Origin of the sequence: Spiribacter sp. SSL99, from assembly GCF_009805925.1 — a bacterium.
In the GTDB taxonomy this organism is placed as follows: domain Bacteria; phylum Pseudomonadota; class Gammaproteobacteria; order Nitrococcales; family Nitrococcaceae; genus Spiribacter; species Spiribacter roseus.
Genome location: NZ_MAOM01000018.1, coordinates 23,744 through 44,126, shown reverse-complemented (window position 1 = coordinate 44,126; position 20,383 = coordinate 23,744). Strand labels below are relative to the sequence as shown.

At 67.1% G+C, this 20,383-nt stretch carries 26 protein-coding genes and 1 tRNA gene; 14 read left to right on the top strand and 13 right to left on the bottom strand.

Annotation, left to right across the window (positions count from 1 at the left end):
• Window positions 1-228: 228 nt before the first annotated feature.
• Entirely contained in the window at window positions 229-1,413 is a 1,185-nt protein-coding gene (locus BA899_RS06805; protein ID WP_159300150.1) for a S1C family serine protease, read from the top strand.
• On the opposite strand, the gene hisD is transcribed toward BA899_RS06805, so the two are convergent.
• From hisD to BA899_RS06765, 8 genes are read right to left on the bottom strand one after another with little or no spacing between them, the layout of a single operon-like run.
• Window positions 1,401-2,702, bottom strand: coding sequence for a histidinol dehydrogenase (hisD, locus tag BA899_RS06800; RefSeq protein ID WP_159300149.1), 1,302 nt, complete (start codon window positions 2,700-2,702; stop codon window positions 1,401-1,403). The genes BA899_RS06805 and hisD overlap by 13 nt on opposite strands.
• A 5-nt stretch (window positions 2,703-2,707) precedes the next feature.
• Entirely contained in the window at window positions 2,708-3,352 is a 645-nt protein-coding gene (hisG, locus tag BA899_RS06795; protein WP_110882930.1) for an ATP phosphoribosyltransferase, read from the bottom strand.
• Entirely contained in the window at window positions 3,345-4,625 is a 1,281-nt protein-coding gene (murA, locus tag BA899_RS06790; protein ID WP_148122378.1) for a UDP-N-acetylglucosamine 1-carboxyvinyltransferase, read from the bottom strand. Before murA ends, hisG begins: the two co-directional genes overlap by 8 nt.
• A 4-nt stretch (window positions 4,626-4,629) precedes the next feature.
• Entirely contained in the window at window positions 4,630-4,875 is a 246-nt protein-coding gene (locus BA899_RS06785; protein WP_235011840.1) for a BolA family protein, read from the bottom strand.
• Window positions 4,872-5,189, bottom strand: a complete 318-nt coding sequence (locus tag BA899_RS06780; protein ID WP_159300148.1) for a lipid asymmetry maintenance protein MlaB — start codon at window positions 5,187-5,189, stop codon at window positions 4,872-4,874. The genes BA899_RS06785 and BA899_RS06780 overlap by 4 nt, the downstream gene beginning before the upstream one ends.
• Complete coding sequence (gene mlaD / locus BA899_RS06775) at window positions 5,186-5,638, bottom strand: outer membrane lipid asymmetry maintenance protein MlaD (RefSeq protein ID WP_235011841.1); 453 nt, start codon at window positions 5,636-5,638, stop codon at window positions 5,186-5,188. The genes BA899_RS06780 and mlaD overlap by 4 nt, the downstream gene beginning before the upstream one ends.
• Before the next feature lie 32 nt (window positions 5,639-5,670).
• A complete protein-coding gene (gene mlaE / locus BA899_RS06770) occupies window positions 5,671-6,447 on the bottom strand; it encodes a lipid asymmetry maintenance ABC transporter permease subunit MlaE (protein ID WP_110882925.1) in 777 nt (258 codons plus the stop codon).
• Window positions 6,444-7,259 carry an ABC transporter ATP-binding protein gene (locus BA899_RS06765; protein WP_110882924.1) on the bottom strand — a complete coding sequence of 272 codons (816 nt, stop codon included), beginning with the start codon at window positions 7,257-7,259 and terminating at the stop codon, window positions 6,444-6,446. Before BA899_RS06765 ends, mlaE begins: the two co-directional genes overlap by 4 nt.
• 120 nt (window positions 7,260-7,379) lie before the next feature.
• Here BA899_RS06765 and BA899_RS06760 point away from each other — a divergent pair, with 120 nt between their 5' ends.
• From BA899_RS06760 to mgtE, 13 genes are all read left to right on the top strand, one after another.
• Window positions 7,380-8,348 carry a calcium/sodium antiporter gene (locus tag BA899_RS06760; RefSeq protein WP_370456331.1) on the top strand — a complete coding sequence of 323 codons (969 nt, stop codon included), beginning with the start codon at window positions 7,380-7,382 and terminating at the stop codon, window positions 8,346-8,348.
• 11 nt (window positions 8,349-8,359) lie between these two features.
• Entirely contained in the window at window positions 8,360-9,334 is a 975-nt protein-coding gene (locus tag BA899_RS06755) for a KpsF/GutQ family sugar-phosphate isomerase (RefSeq protein WP_110882922.1), read from the top strand.
• The gene (gene lptC, locus BA899_RS06750; RefSeq protein ID WP_144348018.1) at window positions 9,335-9,892 is read left to right on the top strand and encodes an LPS export ABC transporter periplasmic protein LptC; all 558 of its coding nucleotides are present in this window, start codon (window positions 9,335-9,337) and stop codon (window positions 9,890-9,892) included.
• Window positions 9,876-10,394 (top strand): lipopolysaccharide transport periplasmic protein LptA, encoded by a 519-nt coding sequence (gene lptA / locus BA899_RS06745; RefSeq protein ID WP_159300147.1) that lies wholly within the window; start codon window positions 9,876-9,878, stop codon window positions 10,392-10,394. Before lptC ends, lptA begins: the two co-directional genes overlap by 17 nt.
• Window positions 10,395-10,399: 5 nt before the next feature.
• Window positions 10,400-11,131 carry an LPS export ABC transporter ATP-binding protein gene (gene lptB / locus BA899_RS06740; RefSeq protein ID WP_110882919.1) on the top strand — a complete coding sequence of 244 codons (732 nt, stop codon included), beginning with the start codon at window positions 10,400-10,402 and terminating at the stop codon, window positions 11,129-11,131.
• A 61-nt stretch (window positions 11,132-11,192) separates the two neighbouring features.
• Window positions 11,193-12,662, top strand: a complete 1,470-nt coding sequence (locus tag BA899_RS06735; RefSeq protein ID WP_159300146.1) for an RNA polymerase factor sigma-54 — start codon at window positions 11,193-11,195, stop codon at window positions 12,660-12,662.
• Window positions 12,663-12,685: 23 nt separating this feature from the next.
• On the top strand, window positions 12,686-13,012 hold the full coding sequence (gene hpf, locus BA899_RS06730) for a ribosome hibernation-promoting factor, HPF/YfiA family (RefSeq protein ID WP_148122384.1): 327 nt from the start codon (window positions 12,686-12,688) through the stop codon (window positions 13,010-13,012).
• Window positions 13,013-13,017: 5 nt separating this feature from the next.
• Complete coding sequence (locus tag BA899_RS06725) at window positions 13,018-13,494, top strand: PTS sugar transporter subunit IIA (protein WP_159300145.1); 477 nt, start codon at window positions 13,018-13,020, stop codon at window positions 13,492-13,494.
• Window positions 13,491-13,961 (top strand): HPr kinase/phosphorylase, encoded by a 471-nt coding sequence (locus BA899_RS06720; protein ID WP_159300144.1) that lies wholly within the window; start codon window positions 13,491-13,493, stop codon window positions 13,959-13,961. Before BA899_RS06725 ends, BA899_RS06720 begins: the two co-directional genes overlap by 4 nt.
• On the top strand, window positions 13,952-14,800 hold the full coding sequence (gene rapZ / locus BA899_RS06715; protein WP_144348013.1) for an RNase adapter RapZ: 849 nt from the start codon (window positions 13,952-13,954) through the stop codon (window positions 14,798-14,800). Before BA899_RS06720 ends, rapZ begins: the two co-directional genes overlap by 10 nt.
• Window positions 14,797-15,225 (top strand): PTS sugar transporter subunit IIA, encoded by a 429-nt coding sequence (locus tag BA899_RS06710; RefSeq protein ID WP_144348012.1) that lies wholly within the window; start codon window positions 14,797-14,799, stop codon window positions 15,223-15,225. The genes rapZ and BA899_RS06710 overlap by 4 nt, the downstream gene beginning before the upstream one ends.
• On the top strand, window positions 15,212-15,499 hold the full coding sequence (locus BA899_RS06705; RefSeq protein ID WP_144348011.1) for an HPr family phosphocarrier protein: 288 nt from the start codon (window positions 15,212-15,214) through the stop codon (window positions 15,497-15,499). Before BA899_RS06710 ends, BA899_RS06705 begins: the two co-directional genes overlap by 14 nt.
• A 19-nt stretch (window positions 15,500-15,518) precedes the next feature.
• On the top strand, window positions 15,519-16,874 hold the full coding sequence (gene mgtE, locus BA899_RS06700; protein ID WP_110882913.1) for a magnesium transporter: 1,356 nt from the start codon (window positions 15,519-15,521) through the stop codon (window positions 16,872-16,874).
• A gap of 6 nt (window positions 16,875-16,880) precedes the next feature.
• Here the strand turns inward: mgtE and BA899_RS06695 are convergent.
• The 5 genes from BA899_RS06695 to BA899_RS06675 all read right to left on the bottom strand — a co-directional run bounded on the left by BA899_RS06695 (window position 16,881) and on the right by BA899_RS06675 (window position 20,371).
• Window positions 16,881-16,957 (bottom strand) — tRNA-Met (locus BA899_RS06695).
• 61 nt (window positions 16,958-17,018) lie between these two features.
• Window positions 17,019-18,110, bottom strand: a complete 1,092-nt coding sequence (ychF, locus tag BA899_RS06690) for a redox-regulated ATPase YchF (RefSeq protein WP_159300143.1) — start codon at window positions 18,108-18,110, stop codon at window positions 17,019-17,021.
• An 8-nt stretch (window positions 18,111-18,118) separates the two neighbouring features.
• Window positions 18,119-18,691, bottom strand: coding sequence for an aminoacyl-tRNA hydrolase (gene pth / locus BA899_RS06685; RefSeq protein ID WP_370456326.1), 573 nt, complete (start codon window positions 18,689-18,691; stop codon window positions 18,119-18,121).
• A 6-nt stretch (window positions 18,692-18,697) separates the two neighbouring features.
• A complete protein-coding gene (locus BA899_RS06680; RefSeq protein WP_148122390.1) occupies window positions 18,698-19,369 on the bottom strand; it encodes a 50S ribosomal protein L25/general stress protein Ctc in 672 nt (223 codons plus the stop codon).
• A 48-nt stretch (window positions 19,370-19,417) separates the two neighbouring features.
• Complete coding sequence (locus BA899_RS06675; RefSeq protein ID WP_110882909.1) at window positions 19,418-20,371, bottom strand: ribose-phosphate diphosphokinase; 954 nt, start codon at window positions 20,369-20,371, stop codon at window positions 19,418-19,420.
• Window positions 20,372-20,383 lie beyond the last annotated feature (12 nt).

Here is a 20,383-nt window from a genome sequence, read left to right as displayed (position 1 = left end):
GGCCTGTCTCTGGGCGGGAGCAGCATCGTCACCGGGGGCCGGACGGCCCGCTGAGCGCGCACAATCGGACACTGTCCGCAATGGCGGTAGAATCCCGCATCGAGCGTCCATCGTCAAGATCGGCGGGCCCCGACGACTGCGCCCAACGCCCTGTCCGAACGCGCCGCGGACAGCGCTTTGGGTGTATCATCGCGGTTTATTCATGGAGTGCTGGACCGGATAGCGCGCATGGCCTTCAAACGTTTTACTCGTTTTGTCACCAGTTATGTCCTCGTCGGGGTGATCGTCGCCATCACCGTGGTCTGGCTGGCACCGGAACTGCTCGGCGGCCGTCCCGCCGGTCCCACGGCCATCAGCGGCGGGGATGCCGCCCGCGCTGATCCGCGCCCGTCATCGGCCGATGGCCAGCGTTTCAGCTACGCGGATGCCGTCGAGGTCGCGGCCCCCTCGGTGGTCAACATTTACACCGCATCGCGCAACCCGGATCCGCGCAATGTCTTCCTCGACTCCCCGGCCCTCGATGAGCTGCTTGGCGGCATGACCGCGCAGGAGCAGGAGCGGCTTGATACGTCGCTGGGATCGGGCCTGCTGGTCAATGCAGCCGGACAACTGCTCACCAACCACCATGTCATCCGCGGCGCCGCCCGCATCCAGGTCATGCTGGCCGACGGCCGAAACGCCCCGGCGCGGGTCATCGGCACCGATCCGGAGTCGGACCTGGCCGTTCTCCAGGTCAATGCCGACAACCTCCCGCATGTCCCGCTGGCGGACCGGCGCGAGACCCGCGTCGGCGATGTCGTGTTCGCCATCGGCAATCCGTTCGGGGTCGGGCAGACCGTCACCCAGGGGATCATCAGTGCCCTCGGCCGAAGCGAGGTCGGACTGACCACCTTCGAGAACTTCATCCAGACCGATGCGGCGATCAACCCGGGTAACTCCGGCGGTGCGTTGATCAACGCGCGGGGCGAGGTGATCGGGATCAATACCGCCATTTTCAGTGACAGCGGCAGCTCGACCGGCATCGGCTTCGCCATCCCGGCGGACCTCGCCCAGTCGGTGCTCACCGACATCGTCGAGAACGGCCGCGTCATCCGGGGCTGGATCGGTGCCCAGATCCTCCCCAATCAGGGGCGCAGCGGGTTGCGTATTGCCGCCGTGCTACCGGGCGGGCCCGCGGACCGCGCCGGCCTTGCATCGGGGGATGTCATCGAGACCGCCAACGGCGAGCCGGTGCGCACGGTTCAGGGACTGCTCAGCTGGATCACCGAACAGGCGCCGGGGCGTGAAGTCATCCTCAACGGCCGGCGCGACGGCGAGACCCGGCGCTGGGAAGTGGAGATCGCCGAGCGGCCCACCGACCTCAACGGCGATGCCCCACAGCGCCCACCGCAACCCGAGGGTCAGTCGCGGTAGCGCATCTCCGCTGACCGCGCGTGCGCAGTGAGGCCCTCACAGCGTGCGAGCCTGGCGGCAATCGGCCCCAGCACGGCGGCTCCATCAGCGGTGCACTGCACCAGGCTGGTGGTCTTGCAGAAGTCATAGACGCCCAGCGGCGAGGCGAAACGGGCGGTGCGCGAAGTGGGCAGTACGTGACTCGGCCCGGCACAGTAATCGCCGAACGCCTCGGGGGTGTACCGGCCCAGAAAGATCGCCCCGGCGTGGTGGATGGATGCCGCCAGCCGTTCAGGTTCGACCACGGACAGCTCAAGATGCTCGGGAGCGATCGAGTTGGCGACGTCCGCCGCCTCGGCCAGATCACGCACACAGATCATCGCCCCGCGCCGGGCGAGCGAGGCACGGATGATCTCCGAGCGTTCCATATCGGGCAGCAGGCGTTCCATGGCGGCCTGAACGTCATCCAGATAGCGCGCCTCGGGGCAGATCAGCAGCGCGCGGGCATCCTCGTCATGCTCGGCCTGCGAGAACAGATCCATGGCCGTCCATTCCGGATCGGTCTGGCCATCGCAGACAATGAGGATCTCGGACGGACCCGCCACCATGTCGATGCCGACATGGCCGAACACCCGTCGCTTGGCCTCGGCCACATAGGCATTGCCCGGGCCGACGATCTTGTCCACCGCCGGTAGCGTCTCCGTGCCATAGGCGAGCGCCGCGACGGCCTGGGCGCCACCCAGCAGAAACAGCCGGTCCACGCCCGCCACGGCCGCCGCCGCCAGCACCATGGGTGCGATATGCCCGCCCGGTGCCGGGGCCACCATGATGATCTCCCCGACGCCGGCGACGTGGGCCGGAATCGCATTCATCAGCACCGAAGACGGATAGGCTGCCTTGCCACCGGGCACATAGATCCCGACCCGCTCGAGTGGCCGCACCTGCTGGCCAAGCCGGCTGCCGTCCGCTTCGGTCTTCTCCCAGTCGGCCTGGCGCTGGTGCAGGTGATAGTGGCGGATCCGCGCCGCGGCGGTCTCCAGGGCATCGCGATCGGCGCGCTCGAGGCCCTCCAGCGCCGCCTGGCACTGCGCGGCATCCACCTCAAGCTCGCTGACGGATTCCACCGCCAGCCCGTCAAGGTGCTCGCTGTAGTAACGCAGCGCGGCATCGCCCTGCCCGCGCACCGCGGCGAGGATCTCCGCCACGGCTGCTTCCACGCCATGCGTGGCGCCGTCATCCCAGTCGGTGAGCGAGCGCAGCTGCTGCTCGAAGTCGGGCTGTGTCGTGCTGAGGCGCTGTATTTCCACCATGCGATTCACCTGTCGGCGCGTGTGGCCGCCGTCTCGGCAATCCGGCCGATCAGCGGTTTGAGTTCGCGATGTCTGAGCTTCATCGACGCCTTATTGACCACCAGACGGGCACTGATATCCGCGATGGTCTCGAGGGGCTCAAGGCCGTTGGCCCGCAGGGTGTTACCGGTGTCGACCAGATCCACGATCAGGTCGGCAAGACCCACCAGCGGCGCCAGCTCCATCGATCCATAGAGCTTGATCAGATCCACCTGACGGCCCTGTTCGGCGAAGTGGCGCCGGGTCATGTTGACGAACTTGGTGGCCACACGCAGGCGCTGCCCGGCCGGCACCCCGCCGGGATGACCCGCCACCATCAGGCGGCAACGGGCGATCCCCAGATCCACCGGCTCATAAAGCCCGTGGCCGCCCTGCTCCATGAGCACATCCTTGCCCGCGACGCCCAGATCCGCCCCGCCATGGGCAACATAGGTCGGCACGTCCGTGGCGCGCACGATGATCAGGCGGACGCCGGGATGGCTGGTGGGCAGCACCAGGTTGCGACTGCGCTCCGGGTCCTCCAGTGGCTCGATGCCCAGCGGGCTCAGCAACGGCAGGGTCTGTTCAAGGATGCGGCCCTTGGAAAGCGCCACGGTAAGCTGTTCAGTCATGGTTCGGAACGCTGTCTCCCGGCATGCGGCGGATATCGGCGCCCAGCTGCGCCAGTTTTTCTTCGATGCACTCGTAACCCCGGTCGATGTGATAGATGCGGTCGACAAGGGTATCGCCCGCGCTCACCAGTCCCGCCAGCACCAGGCTGGCCGAGGCGCGCAGGTCGGTAGCCATGACCGGTGCGCCGGTCAGCCGCTCGATGCCGTGACTGATGGCGGTATGGCCCTCAAGGCGGATGTCCGCGCCCATGCGCTGGATTTCCTGGACATGCATGAAGCGGTTTTCGAAAACGGTTTCCGTCACCATCCCGACGCCCTCCGCGACCGCATTGAGCGCACAGATCTGGGCCTGCATATCGGTGGGGAAGGCCGGGTAAGGCGCCGTGCGGACGGTGACCGCGCGGGGCCGGCGACCCTGCATGTCGAGATGGATCCAGTCATCGCCGACAGTGATGTCCGCGCCACTCTCACGCAGCTTGGCGATCACCGCATCGAGCAGGTACGGCGCGGTATTGCGCAGATGGACCCGGCCCCCCGTCATCGCGGCGGCCACCAGAAAGGTTCCGGTCTCGATCCGGTCGGGCAGCACGTTGTAGTGAGCGCCCTGCAGCCGCTCGACGCCGTCGATGACAATGGTGTCGGTGCCGGCGCCGCTCACCTGCGCGCCCATGGCGTTGAGGCAGTTCGCCAGATCCACCACTTCGGGCTCGCGGGCGGCGTTCTCGATCACGGTGCGCCCTTCGGCAAGGGTCGCCGCCATCATCAGGTTCTCGGTCCCGGTGACGGTCACCAGGTCCATGACCAGACGCGCCCCCTTGAGACGCTCGCAGCGCGCGCGGATGTAGCCGCCCGCCACCGAAATCTCCGCGCCCATCGCCTCGAGCCCCTGGACGTGCAGATTGACCGGACGCGTCCCGATGGCGCAGCCGCCGGGGAGCGAGACCTCGGCTTCGCCATAGCGCGCCAGCAGCGGCCCCAGCACCAGAATGGAGGCGCGCATGGTCTTCACGAGCTCGTAGGGGGCGTGGCAGTTCTCGATGAAGCTGGGGTCGATTTCCACCCGCATGCGCTCATCAACCGTCAGCCGCACACCCATGCGCCCGAGCAGCTCCATGGTGGTGGTGATGTCATGCAGATCGGGGATGTTGCCGATCACCGATGGCCCGTCCGCCAGCAGGGTCGCCGCCATGATGGGCAGCGCGGCGTTCTTGGCCCCCGATATGCGGATGTCACCATCGAGGGGCCGCCCCCCGCGGATCAGCAGTCGTTCCACCGGCTCAATCCTGTTCGGCCGCGGCCTGCGCCGGGGTCAGTGTTCGCATCGAGATGGCATGCAGCACGTCGCTGTCGATGTGGGTCTGGAGCAGGTCGTAGACCATGCGATGCCGCCGCAGCAGCGGGATGCCTTCAAAATCCGGGCTCACGATCCGCGCCTGAAAGTGCCGGCCGTCGCCCACGACTTCGACATCGGCCTCGTTCAGGCCCGTCTGCAAAAGCGCCCGAATGGCTTCCGGTTCCATCATTGCCCTGTATTCCCCGCATCTGTCGCCTGAAAGCCCAACAGTGTATCAACCGAACTGATCCGCGCGAGCCGCAGGAGCCCTTCCGGCACACCCACCAGCTCGAGCTGGCCCTGATCGGCGTTGAGAAGCCGCTGCCAATCCACCAGCAGCGCCAGCCCGGCACTGTCGACCTGGCGCACCCCGGTCAGATCGACCCGGTGGACGCCGGCGGCGACCGGCAGTGTGCCCAGCAGGTCCGGCACGGTCCGCGCGGTCAGGTCGCCGTCAATGCCCAGCGCCTGGGGCGCGGTTCCCGTGATCTGCGCCGGTGTCACTGGGCGTCTCCGCTGGACTGCTCGTAGAGAAACTGACCGACAATCTCTTCAAGGACCAGCGCCGACTGCGTCAGCGTGATCTCGTCACCCGGCCCCAGCGAGTCGGGCATGCCGCCGGGCTGCAGCGAGACGTACTGCTCGCCGAGCAGCCCCGATGTGCGCACCCGCGCTGCCGTATCACTGGGCAGATCGTCATACTCCGAATGGATGGTGAGCTCGACGCGCGCCTCGAACCGGCCAGGGTCGAGGGTGATCGCACTGACCCGCCCGATCTGTACGCCGCTGAGGCTCACCGGAGCGCGCTCGCGCAGACCACCGACATTCTGGAAGTAAGCCTCCACCGTATAGCCCTCAGTGCGCTGGAATGCGGTGATGTTGCTCACCTGCATCGCCAGCACGAACGCTGCGGCCAGGCCGGCGGCCACGAAGGCGCCGACCGCAATTTCCATCGTTCGGGAATTATCCACCGGACAAACCTCCGTCAGTCGAACATGAGTGCCGTCAGCACAAAATCAAGTCCCAGCACGATCAGCGATGTCACCACCACCGTGCGGGTCGTGGCTCGGCTCACACCATGGGAGGTGGGCCGGCAGTCGTAGCCATTGAACACCGCGATCCAGCCGGCCACCACGCCGAACAGCACGCTCTTGATCAACCCATTCAGGATATCGTCGGAGAAGCTGACCTGGGACTGCATCTGCGACCAGAACGACCCACCATCCACGCCCAGCAGATTGACGCTGACAAGCCAGGCGCCGGTCACGCCGAGGACATTGAAGATCAGCGTCAGCAGCGGCAGTGACAGGATCGCGGCGGCCAGTCGCGGCGCGATGACGCGATGCTCGGGATCCACCGCCATCATCTCCATGCCGGCGAGCTGTTCGGTGGCCTTCATCAACCCGATTTCCGCCGTCAGCGCCGAGCCGGCCCGGCCGGCGAACAGCAGTGCGGTGACCACGGGGCCCAGCTCGCGGGTCAGTGACAGCGCCACCAGAACACCCAGCGACTGCTCGGCGCCAAAGTCCACCAGGGTGTAATAGCCCTGCAGGGCCAGCACCATACCCACGAAAAGCCCCGAGACGATGATGATGACCAGCGTCAGCACGCCCACCGAGTACATCTCGCGAACCAGCAAACCGGGGCGTCGGACCAGCTCGCCCGAGCCCCGCAGGACCCGCAGCAGAAACAGCACCGCCCGGCCGAGTGTGGCCGCCGTCGCCAGGGTTGAGCCCCCCAGCTGCTGGAGCATGCCGATCATCGATCCGCCCCGCGGAGATCCTCGGCGATGGGAGGCGCCGGGTAATGGAATGGCACCGGCCCGTCGGGCAGCGCATTGAGAAACTGATCCACCCAGCGGCTTTCGCTATGCCGCAGCGCCTCGGGCGTCCCCGACGCGATCACCTCGCCCCCGGAGATCACATAGGCCCGGTCGGCGATGCGAAGGGTCTCGTCGACATCGTGCGAGACCACCACGCTGGTCAGCCCGAGCGCATCATTGAGCTGCCGGATCAATTGCATCAGCGCGCCCATGGAGATCGGATCCTGACCCGCGAAGGGCTCGTCATAGAGGATGATCTCGGGATCAAGCGCCAGCGCCCGCGCCAGCGACACGCGTCGCGACATGCCGCCGGAGAGCTCGCCGGGATAAAGGTCGCGGGCCCCGCGCAGGCCGACGGCCTCAAGCTTCATGAGCACCACCGTGCGGATCAGTGTCTCCGGCAGGTCGGTGTGCTCACGCAACGGGAATGCCACGTTCTCGAAGCAGGTCATGTCGGTGAACAGGGCGCCACTCTGGAACAGCACCCCCATGCGTCGGCGCAGCCGGTAGAGATCACGCCGCGAGAGCCGATCAACCGCCTGCCCGTCGACGGCGACGCGCCCGGCGGCGGCCCGCAGCTGACCGCCGATCAGGCGCAGCAGCGTGGTCTTGCCCGTCCCACTGGGCCCCATGATCGCCACGACCTCACCGCGCCTGACCTGCAGATCGACGCCGTTGAACAGCCGATTGCTGCCGCGGCTGAAGACAACGCCGCTCAGGTCGATCAGGGCCTCGGACTGGGTAACTGGCATGCGGATGGCTTCGCTGATGTCGGTGCGATGAGGAATGCCGGGAGTATCCGTCAAGCCATAAAGGCGGTCAAATGCGATACTTTGTGCCGTTACACCTGTCATGGAAGGGCCTGCATGCTGATCGCCGCGCTGCTTGTCGTCATCGCCGCCGGATTCGTCGCCCTCGCCTGGAGCGCCGAGCGATTCGTCGACGGCAGCTCGGCACTGGCCCGCCAGCTGGGTGTCTCCAGCCTGCTGATCGGCCTGACCGTGGTCGGCATCGGCACGTCACTGCCGGAAATGCTCGTCTCGGCCATTGCCGCCATCGACGGTACCCCCGGCATTGCCTTGGGCAATGCGCTGGGATCGAACATCGCCAATGTCGGCCTGATCCTGGGGACCACCGCCCTGGTCAGCCCGCTGGTCATAAGCCCCGGAATCCTCCGGCGCGAGATCCCGCTGCTGATGCTGGTGGTTGTGGCCACCGGCGCGCTGCTGGCGGATGGGGCGCTGTCCCGATTCGATGGGGTGGCACTTCTCGCCGGCATGCTGGCCGTGCTGACCTGGATGGCCTGGCAGGCCCGGCATCCGGAGCGCGGCGATGCCATGATCGCCCGCGAACTGGAATCGGCAGTGCCCGAACCCCTTCCGCTCGCCCAAGCGCTGCGCTGGACGCTGCTGGGTCTGGTGCTGCTCATCGCCAGCTCGCGCCTGCTGGTCTGGGCGTCGGTGCTGCTCGCCGGCCAGCTGGGGGTCAGCGACCTGATCATCGGATTGACCATCGTCGCCATCGGCACCAGCCTGCCCGAGCTCGCGGCAGGCCTCGCCAGCGTGCGGCGTGGCGAGAGCGAGCTTGCCGTGGGTAACATCATCGGCTCCAATCTGTTCAACCTGCTCGCGGTTCTGGGCATCGCCGGGGCGATCGCGCCATTCGCCTTTGATCAGGGGGATCTGGCGCGCGATTACGGGATCATGACCGGCTTCATGCTGGCCATCCTGGTCGTGGGCTATGGCCTGGGCAGGCGCGGCCGCCTGGGCCGATGGGAAGGCGGGCTGCTGGTGGGTGCGTACATTGCCTATCAGGCCCTGCTGTTCTTCAGTCACCGTTAAGAGCGAGAGCAATGACCGCCGATACCGATTTCTGCCGCCTGGGACAGGCCGTCATCGACACGGAAACCGCCGCCCTGGCCGCACTGCGCGATCGCATCGATGCCACCTTCGCCCATGCCTGCCGAATCCTTCTGGCCTGCAGCGGCCGGGTGGTGGTGCTGGGCATGGGCAAATCGGGGCACATCGCTGGCAAGCTGGCGGCAACACTGGCAAGCACTGGCACGCCGGCGTTCTTTGTCCATCCGGGCGAGGCCGGACACGGCGACCTGGGCATGCTGGCCGCCGGCGACTGCGTGATCGCCCTGTCGAACTCAGGTGAAACCGAGGAGATCAACGGCCTGCTCCCCGCCATCAAACGGCGCGGGCTGGACCTGATCGCCATCACCGGGCGGCCCGGCTCGACCCTGGCCGAGGCCGCGGCCGTCCATCTCGATGCCGGCGTTGACGCCGAAGCCTGCCCGCTGGGACTCGCGCCCACCGCGAGCACCACGGCGGCGCTGGCCATGGGCGACGCGCTGGCGATCGCACTGCTCGACGCGCGCGGCTTCACCGCCGAAGACTTTGCCCGCTCGCACCCCGGCGGCCGGCTCGGCCGGCGGCTGCTGCTGCGCATCGACGATCTCATGCACACGGGCACGGCGGTGCCCGCCGTGGGGCCGGACACGCCCATGGCGGACGCGCTGCTCGAAATGACCCGTAAAGGGCTCGGCATGACCGCGATTGTCGATGCCGATCAGCGGGTCACCGGCATCTTCACTGATGGCGATCTGCGCCGCGCCCTGGATGAGGGGGTGGACGTGCATGCCACCCCGATCGCCACGGTGATGACGCCGGCCCCGCGCTGCGTCGAAGCGGCGCAGCTGGCCGCCGAGGCGCTGGCGCTGATGGAACGGCACAGCATCAACGGCCTGCTGGTCAATGACGCGGAAGGCCGGCTCACGGGCGCGTTGAACATGCACGATCTGCTGCGTGGCGGCGTGGTCTGAATGCGCCGCCGAGTGGTCATGCTGCTGGCGCTGGCCCTGGCCGCCCTGCTCGGCTGGCGGCTGTTTGGCGCGGGTGGCGACCCGGATGCGGTCAGGACGGTGACGGACCCCCGCCTGGATGCCTATGCCCGCACGGTTACACTGACCACCACCAATGCGGACGGCGCGATCAGCTGGCGGGTACGATCACCCGACGCGCGCCACAACCCGCGGGAAGGCAGCTGGCGCCTCGTCTCCCCGGACTGGCGGGTGGAGACGGATCGGGGCCCGCCCTGGCGGGGCCGCTCGAACCATGGCTGGATCGGTGATGACGACACCCGTGCCCGGCTGCGCGGCGATGTCGTGATGACGCGCCAGACCGCCGAGGGTCGGACCCGGCTGACCACCCAGCGACTGGATGCAAGAATCCCCGAGCGTTACGCCGAGACGGATCAGCCCGTCACAATGACCCGCCCCGGGCTGCGGGTGGATGCCGTCGGCGCACGGGTATGGTTTGCGCAGGAGCGCCTTGAACTGCTGGACGATGTAGAGGGAGTGTACGATGCGGCTTCACCCTGAGCGACTCTGGATCGGCGCCCTGCTGGCGCTTGTGGTGGCCGTGCCGGTCGCGCATGGCCAGGACGGCGATGGGGCGTCCGCCCCGCCACCGGTGGAGCTGGTGGCCGACCGCGCCGAGGTTGACGAGGCCGAGGGCATCAGCGTGTATCGCGGCGACGTCGTGCTGACGCGCGGCACCCTGCGCATCACCGGCGACGTCATGCGGGTATTCAGCAATGGCGCGGGCGAGCTCGAGCAGGTGACCGTGGATGGCACCCCGGCCACCTATCGCGAGACCGTGGCGGATGCCGCCCCGCGACGGGCCGAGGCACCGCGGATGGAATACTTCGTCGCCGGCCCCGAGCGGCTGATCCTCAAACAGGGCGGACGCCTCTGGCAGGGCGACAATACAGTGACCGGACGCACCGTCACGCATTACCCCGAAACCGCCCGTACCGTTGCCGAGAGCGGCGCTGACGACGACGAGCGCGTCAATGTCAGCGTCAACCCCTCGACGGACTGACCGGCATGGCGCGCAACCAGCTCGAGGCCCGCGGGCTGTCAAAAACCTATCGCGGACGCTCAGTGGTGGATGGGGTCTCCATCGGCCTGCAGAGTGGGGAGATCGTCGGTCTGCTGGGCCCGAATGGAGCCGGCAAGACCACCAGCTTTTACATGATTGTCGGCCTGATCCGGGCGGACGCCGGGGTCATCCGGCTGGATGGCGATGACATTGGCAGCCTCCCCATGCATGCCCGGGCGCGGCGCGGGATCGGCTACCTGCCGCAGGAGGCATCGGTGTTCCGGCGGCTGTCGGTGCTCGACAACCTGCTCGCCGTGCTCGAGACCCGTGACGGGCTGTCACGCCAGGCACGGCTTGAGCAGGCGGAGGCACTCATGGAGGAGTTCGGCATCGGGCATCTGCGTGACCAGGCCGGGATCAGCCTGTCGGGCGGCGAGCGACGGCGCGTTGAGATTGCCCGGGCGCTGGCCGCCGATCCGCGCTTCATCCTGCTGGACGAGCCCTTCGCCGGCGTTGATCCGATCTCGGTGGGCGACATCAAGGGCATCGTCCGACACCTGGCGGAGCGCGGTATCGGCGTACTGATCACCGATCACAACGTCCGCGAGACGCTGGCCCTGGTCGACCGTGCCAGCATCCTCAACGCCGGCCGGGTGATCGCCGACGGGACCCCCGGCATGATCCTCGACAACGCCGAGGTGCGGGCGGTCTACCTGGGCGAGGACTTCCACCTGTGAGACTGGCGGGCGCCGGACAGCCGGCGTTACGCTGTCCAGACCAATTCGCACGCGGGGAACAATGAAGCAGTCGCTTGAACTTCGGGCCAGTCAACAGCTCACCATGACGCCCCAGCTGCAGCAGGCGATCCGGTTGCTGCAGCTGCCGGCGGCCGAGCTGGCGCTCGAGATCCGCGAGGCGCTCGAGTCCAACGTCATGCTCGAGCCCGAAGACGACACCGATCACGCCGCCGCAGCCGCCGCGCCCGAGGGGGCGACGCCGGCCACCCCCGATCCGTCGGAAGAGCGTCTGGGCTCGAACGCCACCGACGCCACCGAGCTGGGCGAGGGCATGGCGGTCTCCGAGCACTGGGATGACACCGGTCATAACGGGCCGGCGGGCGCCACGGCGGAAGGCGACGGCGGCAGCGACTTTCTCGATCGCCAGGCGGCCCCCGCCGATTCGCTGCGCGATCACCTGCAGTGGCAGGTCGATCTGTCCAGCCTGGGCGCGACCGACCGCCAGATCGCCGCCGCACTGATCGATGCCCTGGACGAGCGCGGGCATCTGGCCGAGCCGGTCAGCGAATTGCGGTCCGCCCTCGACGCCGATGTCGACGCCGACATCGACGAGGACGACATCAACGCCGTCCTCACGATCCTCCAGCACATGGACCCGATCGGCATCGGCGCCCGTGACGCCCGCGAGGCACTGCAGATCCAGATCGACGCCATGCCGCCGGACACGCCCGGGCGCCAGACCGCCCGCCAGGCCATTGAAGCCGACTGGTCACTGTTCAGCCCGGGCCGGCAGGTCGCGCTGCGCGAGCACCTGAAGGTCGACCAGGAACAGCTGGACGTGGCCCTGTCGCTGATCCGCCGACTCGACCCCCATCCCGGATCGCGATTCGGCGAAACCCGCACCGATTACGTTGTCCCCGACTGTCGGGTGCGGCGGGTCAACGGCCGCTGGCAGGTCGAGATCAACCCCGAGGCTTCGCCCCGGGTGCGCATCAACGACTACTACGCGAGCCTGATCCGGCGGGGCGACAGCAGCCGTGACAACAGCCTGCTGCGCGATCACCTGCAGGAGGCACGCTGGCTGATCAAAAGCCTGGAGTCGCGGCGCGACACGCTGCAGCGCGTGGCCGAATGCGTCGTCGAGCGCCAGCAGGCGTTTCTGGAGTATGGTGAAGAGTCGATGCAGCCACTGGTGCTGCGCGATGTCGCCGAGGCCATCGACATGCATGAATCGACCGTATCGCGGATCACCTCGCGGAAATACATCCTCACGCCCCAGGGGACGCTGGAGTTCAAGCATTTTTTCTCAAGCCATGTCCCGACGGCCGACGGCGGTGAGTGCTCGGCGACGGCCATTCGCGCGCGCATCCGCCGGCAGGTGGCGGCAGAAGATCCGGCCAGGCCACTCAGCGATTCACGGCTGACCGAGACGCTGCGTGGGGAGGGCATTCACGTGGCGCGGCGAACCGTGGCCAAATACCGGGAAGTCATGGGGATCGCCTCGTCAACCCAACGCAAACGGCTACGCTGAAGAAGAAAACATAAGGGGAAATCATGAAAATCGACATCACCGGCCATCACGTCGATGTCACCAACGCGCTGCGTGACTACGTCGAGGAGAAATTCCAGCGCCTCGAGCGCCACTTTGATCATGTCGTCGACGTCCATGTGATTCTGACCGTCGAGAAAAAGACCCGTAAGGCGGAGGCCACCCTGGTGGTCAGCGGCGCCCGGCTGTTCGCCGAGTCCACCGCCAGCGAGATGTATGCCGCCATCGACCTGCTGGTCGACAAGCTGGACCGCCAAGTCGTCAAGCACAAGGAAAAGCGCAGCGACCATCATCCGGAGCAGGGACGCGTCGGCGATAATCTGGAACCCTGAGCACCATGGAGCTTACCCGACTGCTGTCGGTGACGCGCACGCAGTGCGGGGTCGACGTCACCAGCAAGAAACGCGCCCTGGAGCGCATGAGCGAGCAACTCATGGCCGATACCCGGGCGGGCGGCGACGCCACGCGCGCCATCTTCGAGGGGTTGATCGTGCGTGAGCGTCTGGGCAGCACCGGACTGGGGCGCGGGGTGGCACTGCCCCATACCCGCAGTCCCGATATCGAGACCCCGCGTGCCGCCCTGGTCCGTCTGAATACACCCGTCGCCTTCGACGCCGCCGACAGCCAGCCGGTGGATCTGCTGCTCGCCCTCCTCGTCCCTGAGCACAGCAACGATGAGCATCTGCGCATTCTCGCCCGGCTCGCGGAGCTGTTTCGCGACGAACACCTGTGCACGCGACTGCGCCAGTGCCGCAGCGACGCCGAGCTCTACGCCACCATGACCGGCAGCGACGACGGGGCGCCCGACGCATGAGCCAGATCCCCGGGACGCTGATGCGGGTCAACGGTGTGGGCGTCCTGATTCGGGGCGAGGCGGGCATGGGCAAGAGTGACACCGCGCTGATGCTGCTGCGCGCCGGTCATCAGCTGGTGGCCGATGACGCCGTGATGGTCATACACCGCGGTGACCGGCTGATCGGCCGGGCACCGGACGCCGGTCGCGGGCGGCTGTGCCTGCGCGGGCCTGGGATCATTGCGGTCGGCGATCACTTCGGCACCGGTGCGGTGGCCGACTGGTCACCCATCGACTGCGCCATCGAACTGACCCGGGCCCGACGCCCGGCAAGCGCCACGGCGGACTGGCAGACCCTGACGATCCACGGCATCGGACTGGCCCAACTGGCGCTGTCGCCCGAGCGGCCGGTCGCGGCGATCATCGAGCTTGTGGCAGTGACCGCACCGCGGCCCTGGAAGGTCCCGGAGGCCAGCGCATGCGACTGATCATCGTCAGCGGCCTGTCCGGATCGGGCAAGAGCGTCGCCCTTGCCACCCTGGAGGACTCGGGCTTCTACTGCATCGACAACCTGCCGGTGGATCTGCTGGATGCATTCGGTCAGCACATTGCGATGAGTGGCGAGGAAGCCGACTACGCCGTGGGCATCGATGCACGCAACCAGCCCGCATCGCTGAGTCGCTTTCCCGGCATCCTCGACGCCATCGCCGCCCACGGCCTGGACACCGAAATCGTCTTTCTGGATGCGGATGACGCCACCCTGCTCAAGCGCTTCTCGGAAACCCGCCGCCGCCATCCGCTGAGCGGGCCGGATATCCCGCTGAATGAAGCGATCAAGGGGGAACGTGCCCGCCTCGTCCCGCTCCACGAGCGTGCCGATCTGACCGTGGACACCTCGCAGACCACGTTGCATGAACTGCGCCAGATCATTCGCAGCCGACTGGCCGAATCGCGCACGCATCTGTCGGTGCAGCTGGAATCATTCGGCTACAAGCACGGCACCCCCACCGACGCCGATTTCGTCTTTGACAGCCGCTGCCTGCCGAACCCGCACTGGCAGCCCGCCCTGCGGCCGATGACCGGGCGCGACCGGGCCGTGGCCGACTTCCTGGCCGACAGCCCGCTGGTCGCCCGCTATCTCAAGCAGATCCAGGGGTTCATGGATGACTGGCTGCCGGTCTTCGAGGCCGAGAACCGCAGCTATCTGACCATCGCCATCGGCTGCACGGGGGGCCAGCACCGCTCGGTCTATCTGGTCGAGGCGCTGGGTGCCCACCTGCGCGAGCACGCCACCGCCGTCACCGTGCGGCACCGGGAACTGCCATGAGCGCCGGGCTGCTGCTTGTCACCCATCCGGGAGTCGGCAAGGCCCTGCGGGAGACCGCCGAAGGGATTCTGCCGCGGCTGCCGCTGGCCATCGCCACCCTCAGCCCGGGCCCCCATGACCCGCCGGAGACCACCCTCGGCCGGGTCGAGGCGGCTGCGGCGGGCGTGGACAGTGGTGACGGGGTGCTGATCCTCACGGATGCGTTCGGCGCCACGCCGGCCAATATCGCCATCGCGGTGGCCCGCGGACAGGGCTATCCGGTGATCACCGGCGTCAATCTGCCCATGCTGCTGCGTGTGCTCAATTACCCGGAGTTATCGCTGGAGTCGCTGGCGCGTATGGCGTTGGCGGCGGCCCGTGATGGTATCCTCGAGGCCGTGGCGCCGGCCGTTGACCCGCCCGGAGCGAATCATGGCGTCGGATGAGACCCTTCACCGACGCCGCGTGCAGATCGCCAACCGGCTGGGGCTGCATGCCCGGGCAGCGGCCCGCTTCGCTGCCCTGGCCGGTGAGTATGCCGCCGAGATCCAGGTCAGCCACCAGACCCACACCGCCAACGCCAAGAGCATCATGGGCCTGATGATGCTGGCCGCCGGCCAGGGCAGCGACATTGAACTCCGCGCCCGCGGCGATGATGCGCAGGCGGCACTGGAGGCCATCGCCGCGCTGATCGCCGACGGCTTCGGCGAGGCCGACTGAGCCCGGACAGGAACATTCCATGGTCGAAGAGCGCGAGCAGAAACAGGGCCGGATCGCCGAGACGGTCACCGACCTCCTGCAGGATGGGACGGTCCCCGAGGCCCAGCGCATGCTCAACGCGCTTCATCCCTCGGAGATCGCCAATCTCCTGGAATCCTTCCCCACCGCGCAGCGCAAGGTCCTCTGGGAGCTGGTGGATGAGGAAATCGGCGGTGAAGTGCTGCTTCAGGTCAACGACGAGGTGCGCGGCGGGCTGATCCGCGAAATGGACGATCGTGAGCTCCTGGCCGCCACCTCCGGCATGGACATGGACGATCTGGCCGATTTCATGCAGGACCTGCCGAGAACGCTCACCGGCGAGATCCTGCGCTCGATGGACAACCAGAACCGTCAGCGCCTCGAGGCCGTCCTGGCCTACCCCGAGGACAGCGCCGGCGGTCTGATGAACACCGATACGGTGACCGTGCGCCCGGACGTCAGCCTCGACGTGGTGTTCCGTTACCTGCGCATGCGCGGCGAGATGCCCGAGCTGACCGATCATCTGTTCGTCGTCAGCCGTTATGACCATTTCCTGGGGATCCTGCGCGTCAGCGATCTGCTGACCCGCGACCCCGCGGGCCGGGTCGAGGACCTGCTGGATACCGAGGCCGTCGTCATCCCGGCCGAGATGTCGGATCGCGAAGTGGCACGCATGTTCGAGGACCGCGACCTGATATCGGCGCCGGTACTCGACGGCCGCGGCCGTCTCATCGGGCGCATCACCATCGACGACGTGGTCGACGTGATCCGCGACGAGGCCGAGCAGTCCATCCTGAGCATGGCGGGTCTGGGCGAAGAAGAAGACCTGTTTGCGCCGGTCTGGTCCAGCACCCGGCGGCGGGCCGGCTGGCTGGGGCTGAACCTGGTGACGGCGCTGCTGGCCGCTTATGTGATCGGTCTGTTCGAGGGGACCATCCAGGAAGTGGTGGCGCTGGCCGTGCTGATGCCGGTGGTCGCCAGCATGGGCGGCATCGCCGGCACACAGACCCTGGCGCTGGTCATCCGCGCCCTCGCGCTGGGCCAGATCGCACCGCGTAACAGTCGCGCGCTATTGCTCAAGGAACTGGGGATCGGGCTGCTCAACGGCCTGCTCTGGGCGGCGGTTCTGGCGGGCATTGCGCTGCTGTGGTTCGGCCGGCCGACCATCGGCATCATCATCGCCGCGGCCATGACCATCAACCTGGGCACGGCGGCCGCCTCGGGCGTGCTGGTGCCCCTGGTGCTCAAGCGGTTTGGCATCGACCCGGCCCTGGCCGGCGGCGTCATTCTGACCACCGTCACCGACATCGTCGGTTTTACCGCCTTTCTGGGGCTGGCGACGCTGTTTCTGCTCTAGGGAAAGTGGTGGCTACGGGTGGATTCGAACCACCGACCCCATCATTATGAGTGATGTGCTCTAACCAGCTGAGCTACGTAGCCTGATCGGAAGACCGCAGAGTATCCGGTGATCGGGGGGTGGCTGTCAAACCCCCGCCATGCCTCAGACGTTGAAGCGGAAGTGGCAGACATCACCGTCCCGCATGATGTACTCCTTGCCCTCGAGACGCATCCGCCCGGCTTCCTTCGCCGCCTGCTCGCCGCCCGCACTCAGGTACTCGTCGACGGCGATCACCTCGGCGCGGATGAAGCCACGCTGGATGTCGCTGTGGATGCGACTGGCGGCCTCGGGGGCAGTGGCCCCCTCCGTTACCGTCCAGGCCCGCACTTCCTTGGGGCCAGCGGTGAAGAACGTCTGTAGCGACAGCAGCGCGTAGCCCGCGCGGATGACGCGGTTGAGGCCCGGCTCATCAAGATCATAGGCGGCCAGCAGCTCGTTGCGCTCATCCTCGTCAAGCTGCGAGAGCTCGGCCTCGATCGCCGCGCACACCGGCACCACGCGGGCATTCTCGCGGGCCGCCAGCTGCTCGAGCTGGGCCAGCGCGGCATTGCCGCCCAGACCCTCTTCATTGACATTGGCGACGTAGAGCACCGGCTTGGCGGTCAGCAGGTGCAGCTCACCGAGCACCTCCCGGCCACTGTCATCCAGCGTCTGCGCGCGGATCGGCTCGCCGGCATCAAGGCCTTCCGCCATGGATCGCAGGGCGTCACGCATCGCGATCGCGGTCTTGTCGTTGGACTTGGCGCGGCGGCCGTAGCGGTCAATGGCCTTATCAACGGTTTCCATGTCCGCGAGCAGCAGTTCGGTGTTGATGGTCTCGATATCGGCGACCGGATCCACCCGACCCTCGACGTGATGAACATCATCGCTTTCAAAACAGCGCACCACATGGGCGATCGCATCCGTCTCGCGGATGTTGGCGAGGAACTGATTGCCAAGCCCCTCCCCGCGCGACGCACCCGCCACCAGACCGGCGATATCGACGAACTCCATGGTGGTGGGGACGACGCTTTTCGGCTGCACCAGCGCAGCCAGCCGATCCAGGCGCGGATCCGGCACCGGCACAATGCCGACGTTCGGGTCGATGGTGCAGAACGGATAGTTCTCCGCCGGGATCCCGTTTTTGGTCAGGGCGTTGAACAGGGTCGACTTGCCGACATTCGGCAGACCCACGATGCCGCACTTAAAGCCCATGGATTGCTCTACTCCCGCGTGTGTAACTGCTGTTGCGCCCGGTCCCAGTCGCCGGCGGCCAGCGCCGGTGCCTGGGCCGCGGCGGCATCAATGGCTGAATCAATGGCCGTACGCTCGGCCCGACCCGGCGCGTGGAGCACGTAGGCGATGACCTGATCGCTGCTGCCCGGATGTCCCACACCAATGCGCAGTCGGGCGAAGTCGCGGCTGCCCAGCGCCGGGATGATGTCGCGCAGGCCATTGTGGCCGCCATGCCCCCCGCCGCGCTTGAGCCGCACCACACCCGCGGGCAGATCGATCTCGTCGTGGGCGACGAGGATGGCTTCCGGGGGGATGCGATGAAACCGCGCCAGCGCCGCCACCGCCCGGCCGCTGTGATTCATGTAGGTATCGGGGCAGAGCAGGTGCAGATCCAGGCCCGCGTCGCGATAACGGCCGATGGCACCGTGGAATTTGCGCTCGGCGCGCAGATCCACGCCGAGTCGCTCCGCGACCCGCTCCACAAACCAGAACCCGGCATTATGCCGGGTCCCCGCGTACTTGGGCCCGGGGTTGCCGAGCCCGACGATCAGACGCACCAACAGGCCTCAGTCCTGCTCCTCCGAGCCCTCACCGGCCTCGCTTCCGGCGCTGTCATCGCCCTCTTCGCCGCCTTCCTCGTCTTCCTCGACGGCCTTGCGCGGCATGTGGATGCTGACCAGCACCGGATCATGGTCGTGCTCGACATCCAGCCCGGGAAAGACCACGCCCTCGGGGGCATCGATCTGTGACAGGTGGATGGATTCACCGACATCCAGCTGGGCGATATCGACGTCGATCGAGGTCGGCAGATCGTCCGGCAGACACTCCACGTCGATTTCGATCAGGTCATGGTGGACCACACCGTTGCCCTGCTTGACGCCAATGGCCTCGTCCTGATGCAGCAGATGGATCGGAACCTGCTGGCGCATTTTCTCGCCGGCCTTGATCCGCAGCAGATCCATGTGGGTCACCAGTGGCTTGAAGGGGTGACGCTGCAGATCCTTGAGGATCGCCTTCTCGGTCCGCTTGCCCTTGACCTTGATATCGAGGATCTGGGAGAAGAACGTCTCCTCGCGCATCAGGCGCAGGACCTGTTCCTCGTCAAAGGACAGCGACACGGGTTTCTTGCCCGCCCCGTAGAGGATGCCGGGCACCCGCTTGGCACGACGCAGGCGGCGGCTCGCACCCTTGCCCTGGTCGTCGCGTACGGCGGCATCCAGTTTCAGTTCAACACTCATTGCAGTTTTCTCCGTCAGGGCCCCCGCGACCAGGGGCGATTGGGACGATCAGTCGACGAAAAGCTCGCTGACCGACTCGTCGTTGTTCACCCGCCGCATGGTCTCGGCGAGCATTTCCGCCAGCGACAGCTGGCGAATCCGGTCACTGGCCTCGGCGGCGGGGGACAGCGGAATGCTGTCGGTGACCACCAGCTCGTCCAGATGACTGTTTTCGATGCGCTCGATGGCGGGGCCCGAGAGGACCGGGTGGGTGATATACGCCACCACGCGTCCGGCGCCCCGTTCCTTGAGCGCGGCGGCCGCCTGGCAGAGCGTCCCGGCGGTGTCGATGATGTCGTCGACAATCACGCAGGTCTTGTCCTCGACATCACCGATGATGTTCATGACCTCGAGTTCATTGGCCCGCGGCCGGCGCTTGTCGATGATGGCCAGATCGGCATTGTCGAGGCGCCGCGCCACGGCCCGGGCGCGCAGGACACCGCCGACATCCGGCGATACCACGATCTTGTCGGCATGGGTCTGGCGCCAGATATCCCCCAGCAGGACCGGCGAGGCATAGACGTTGTCGACGGGGATATTGAAAAACCCCTGGATCTGGTCGGCATGCAGATCAACGGTGATGACCCGATTGATGCCCGCGGTGGTGATCATGTCGGCGGCGAGTTTGGCGGTGATCGGCACGCGCTGCGATCGCTGCCGGCGGTCCTGACGGGCGTAGCCGTAATAGGGAACCACCGCCGTGATGCGCGCCGCCGATGATCGCCGCAGGGCATCCGCGATGACCATCAGCTCCATGAGATTGTCGTTGGTGGGCGCGCAGGTCGGCTGGATGATGAACACGTCATGGCCGCGCACATGCTCGTTGATCTCGACCTGGACCTCGCCATCGCTGAAGCTGGTGACCACGGCATCGCCAAGGCGGGTCTTGAGGTGCGAGGCCACGGCTCGGGCGAGATCCGGATTGGCGTTCCCCGCGAACACCATCATGCTTCCGTTTTCCATGGCGTGTGCACC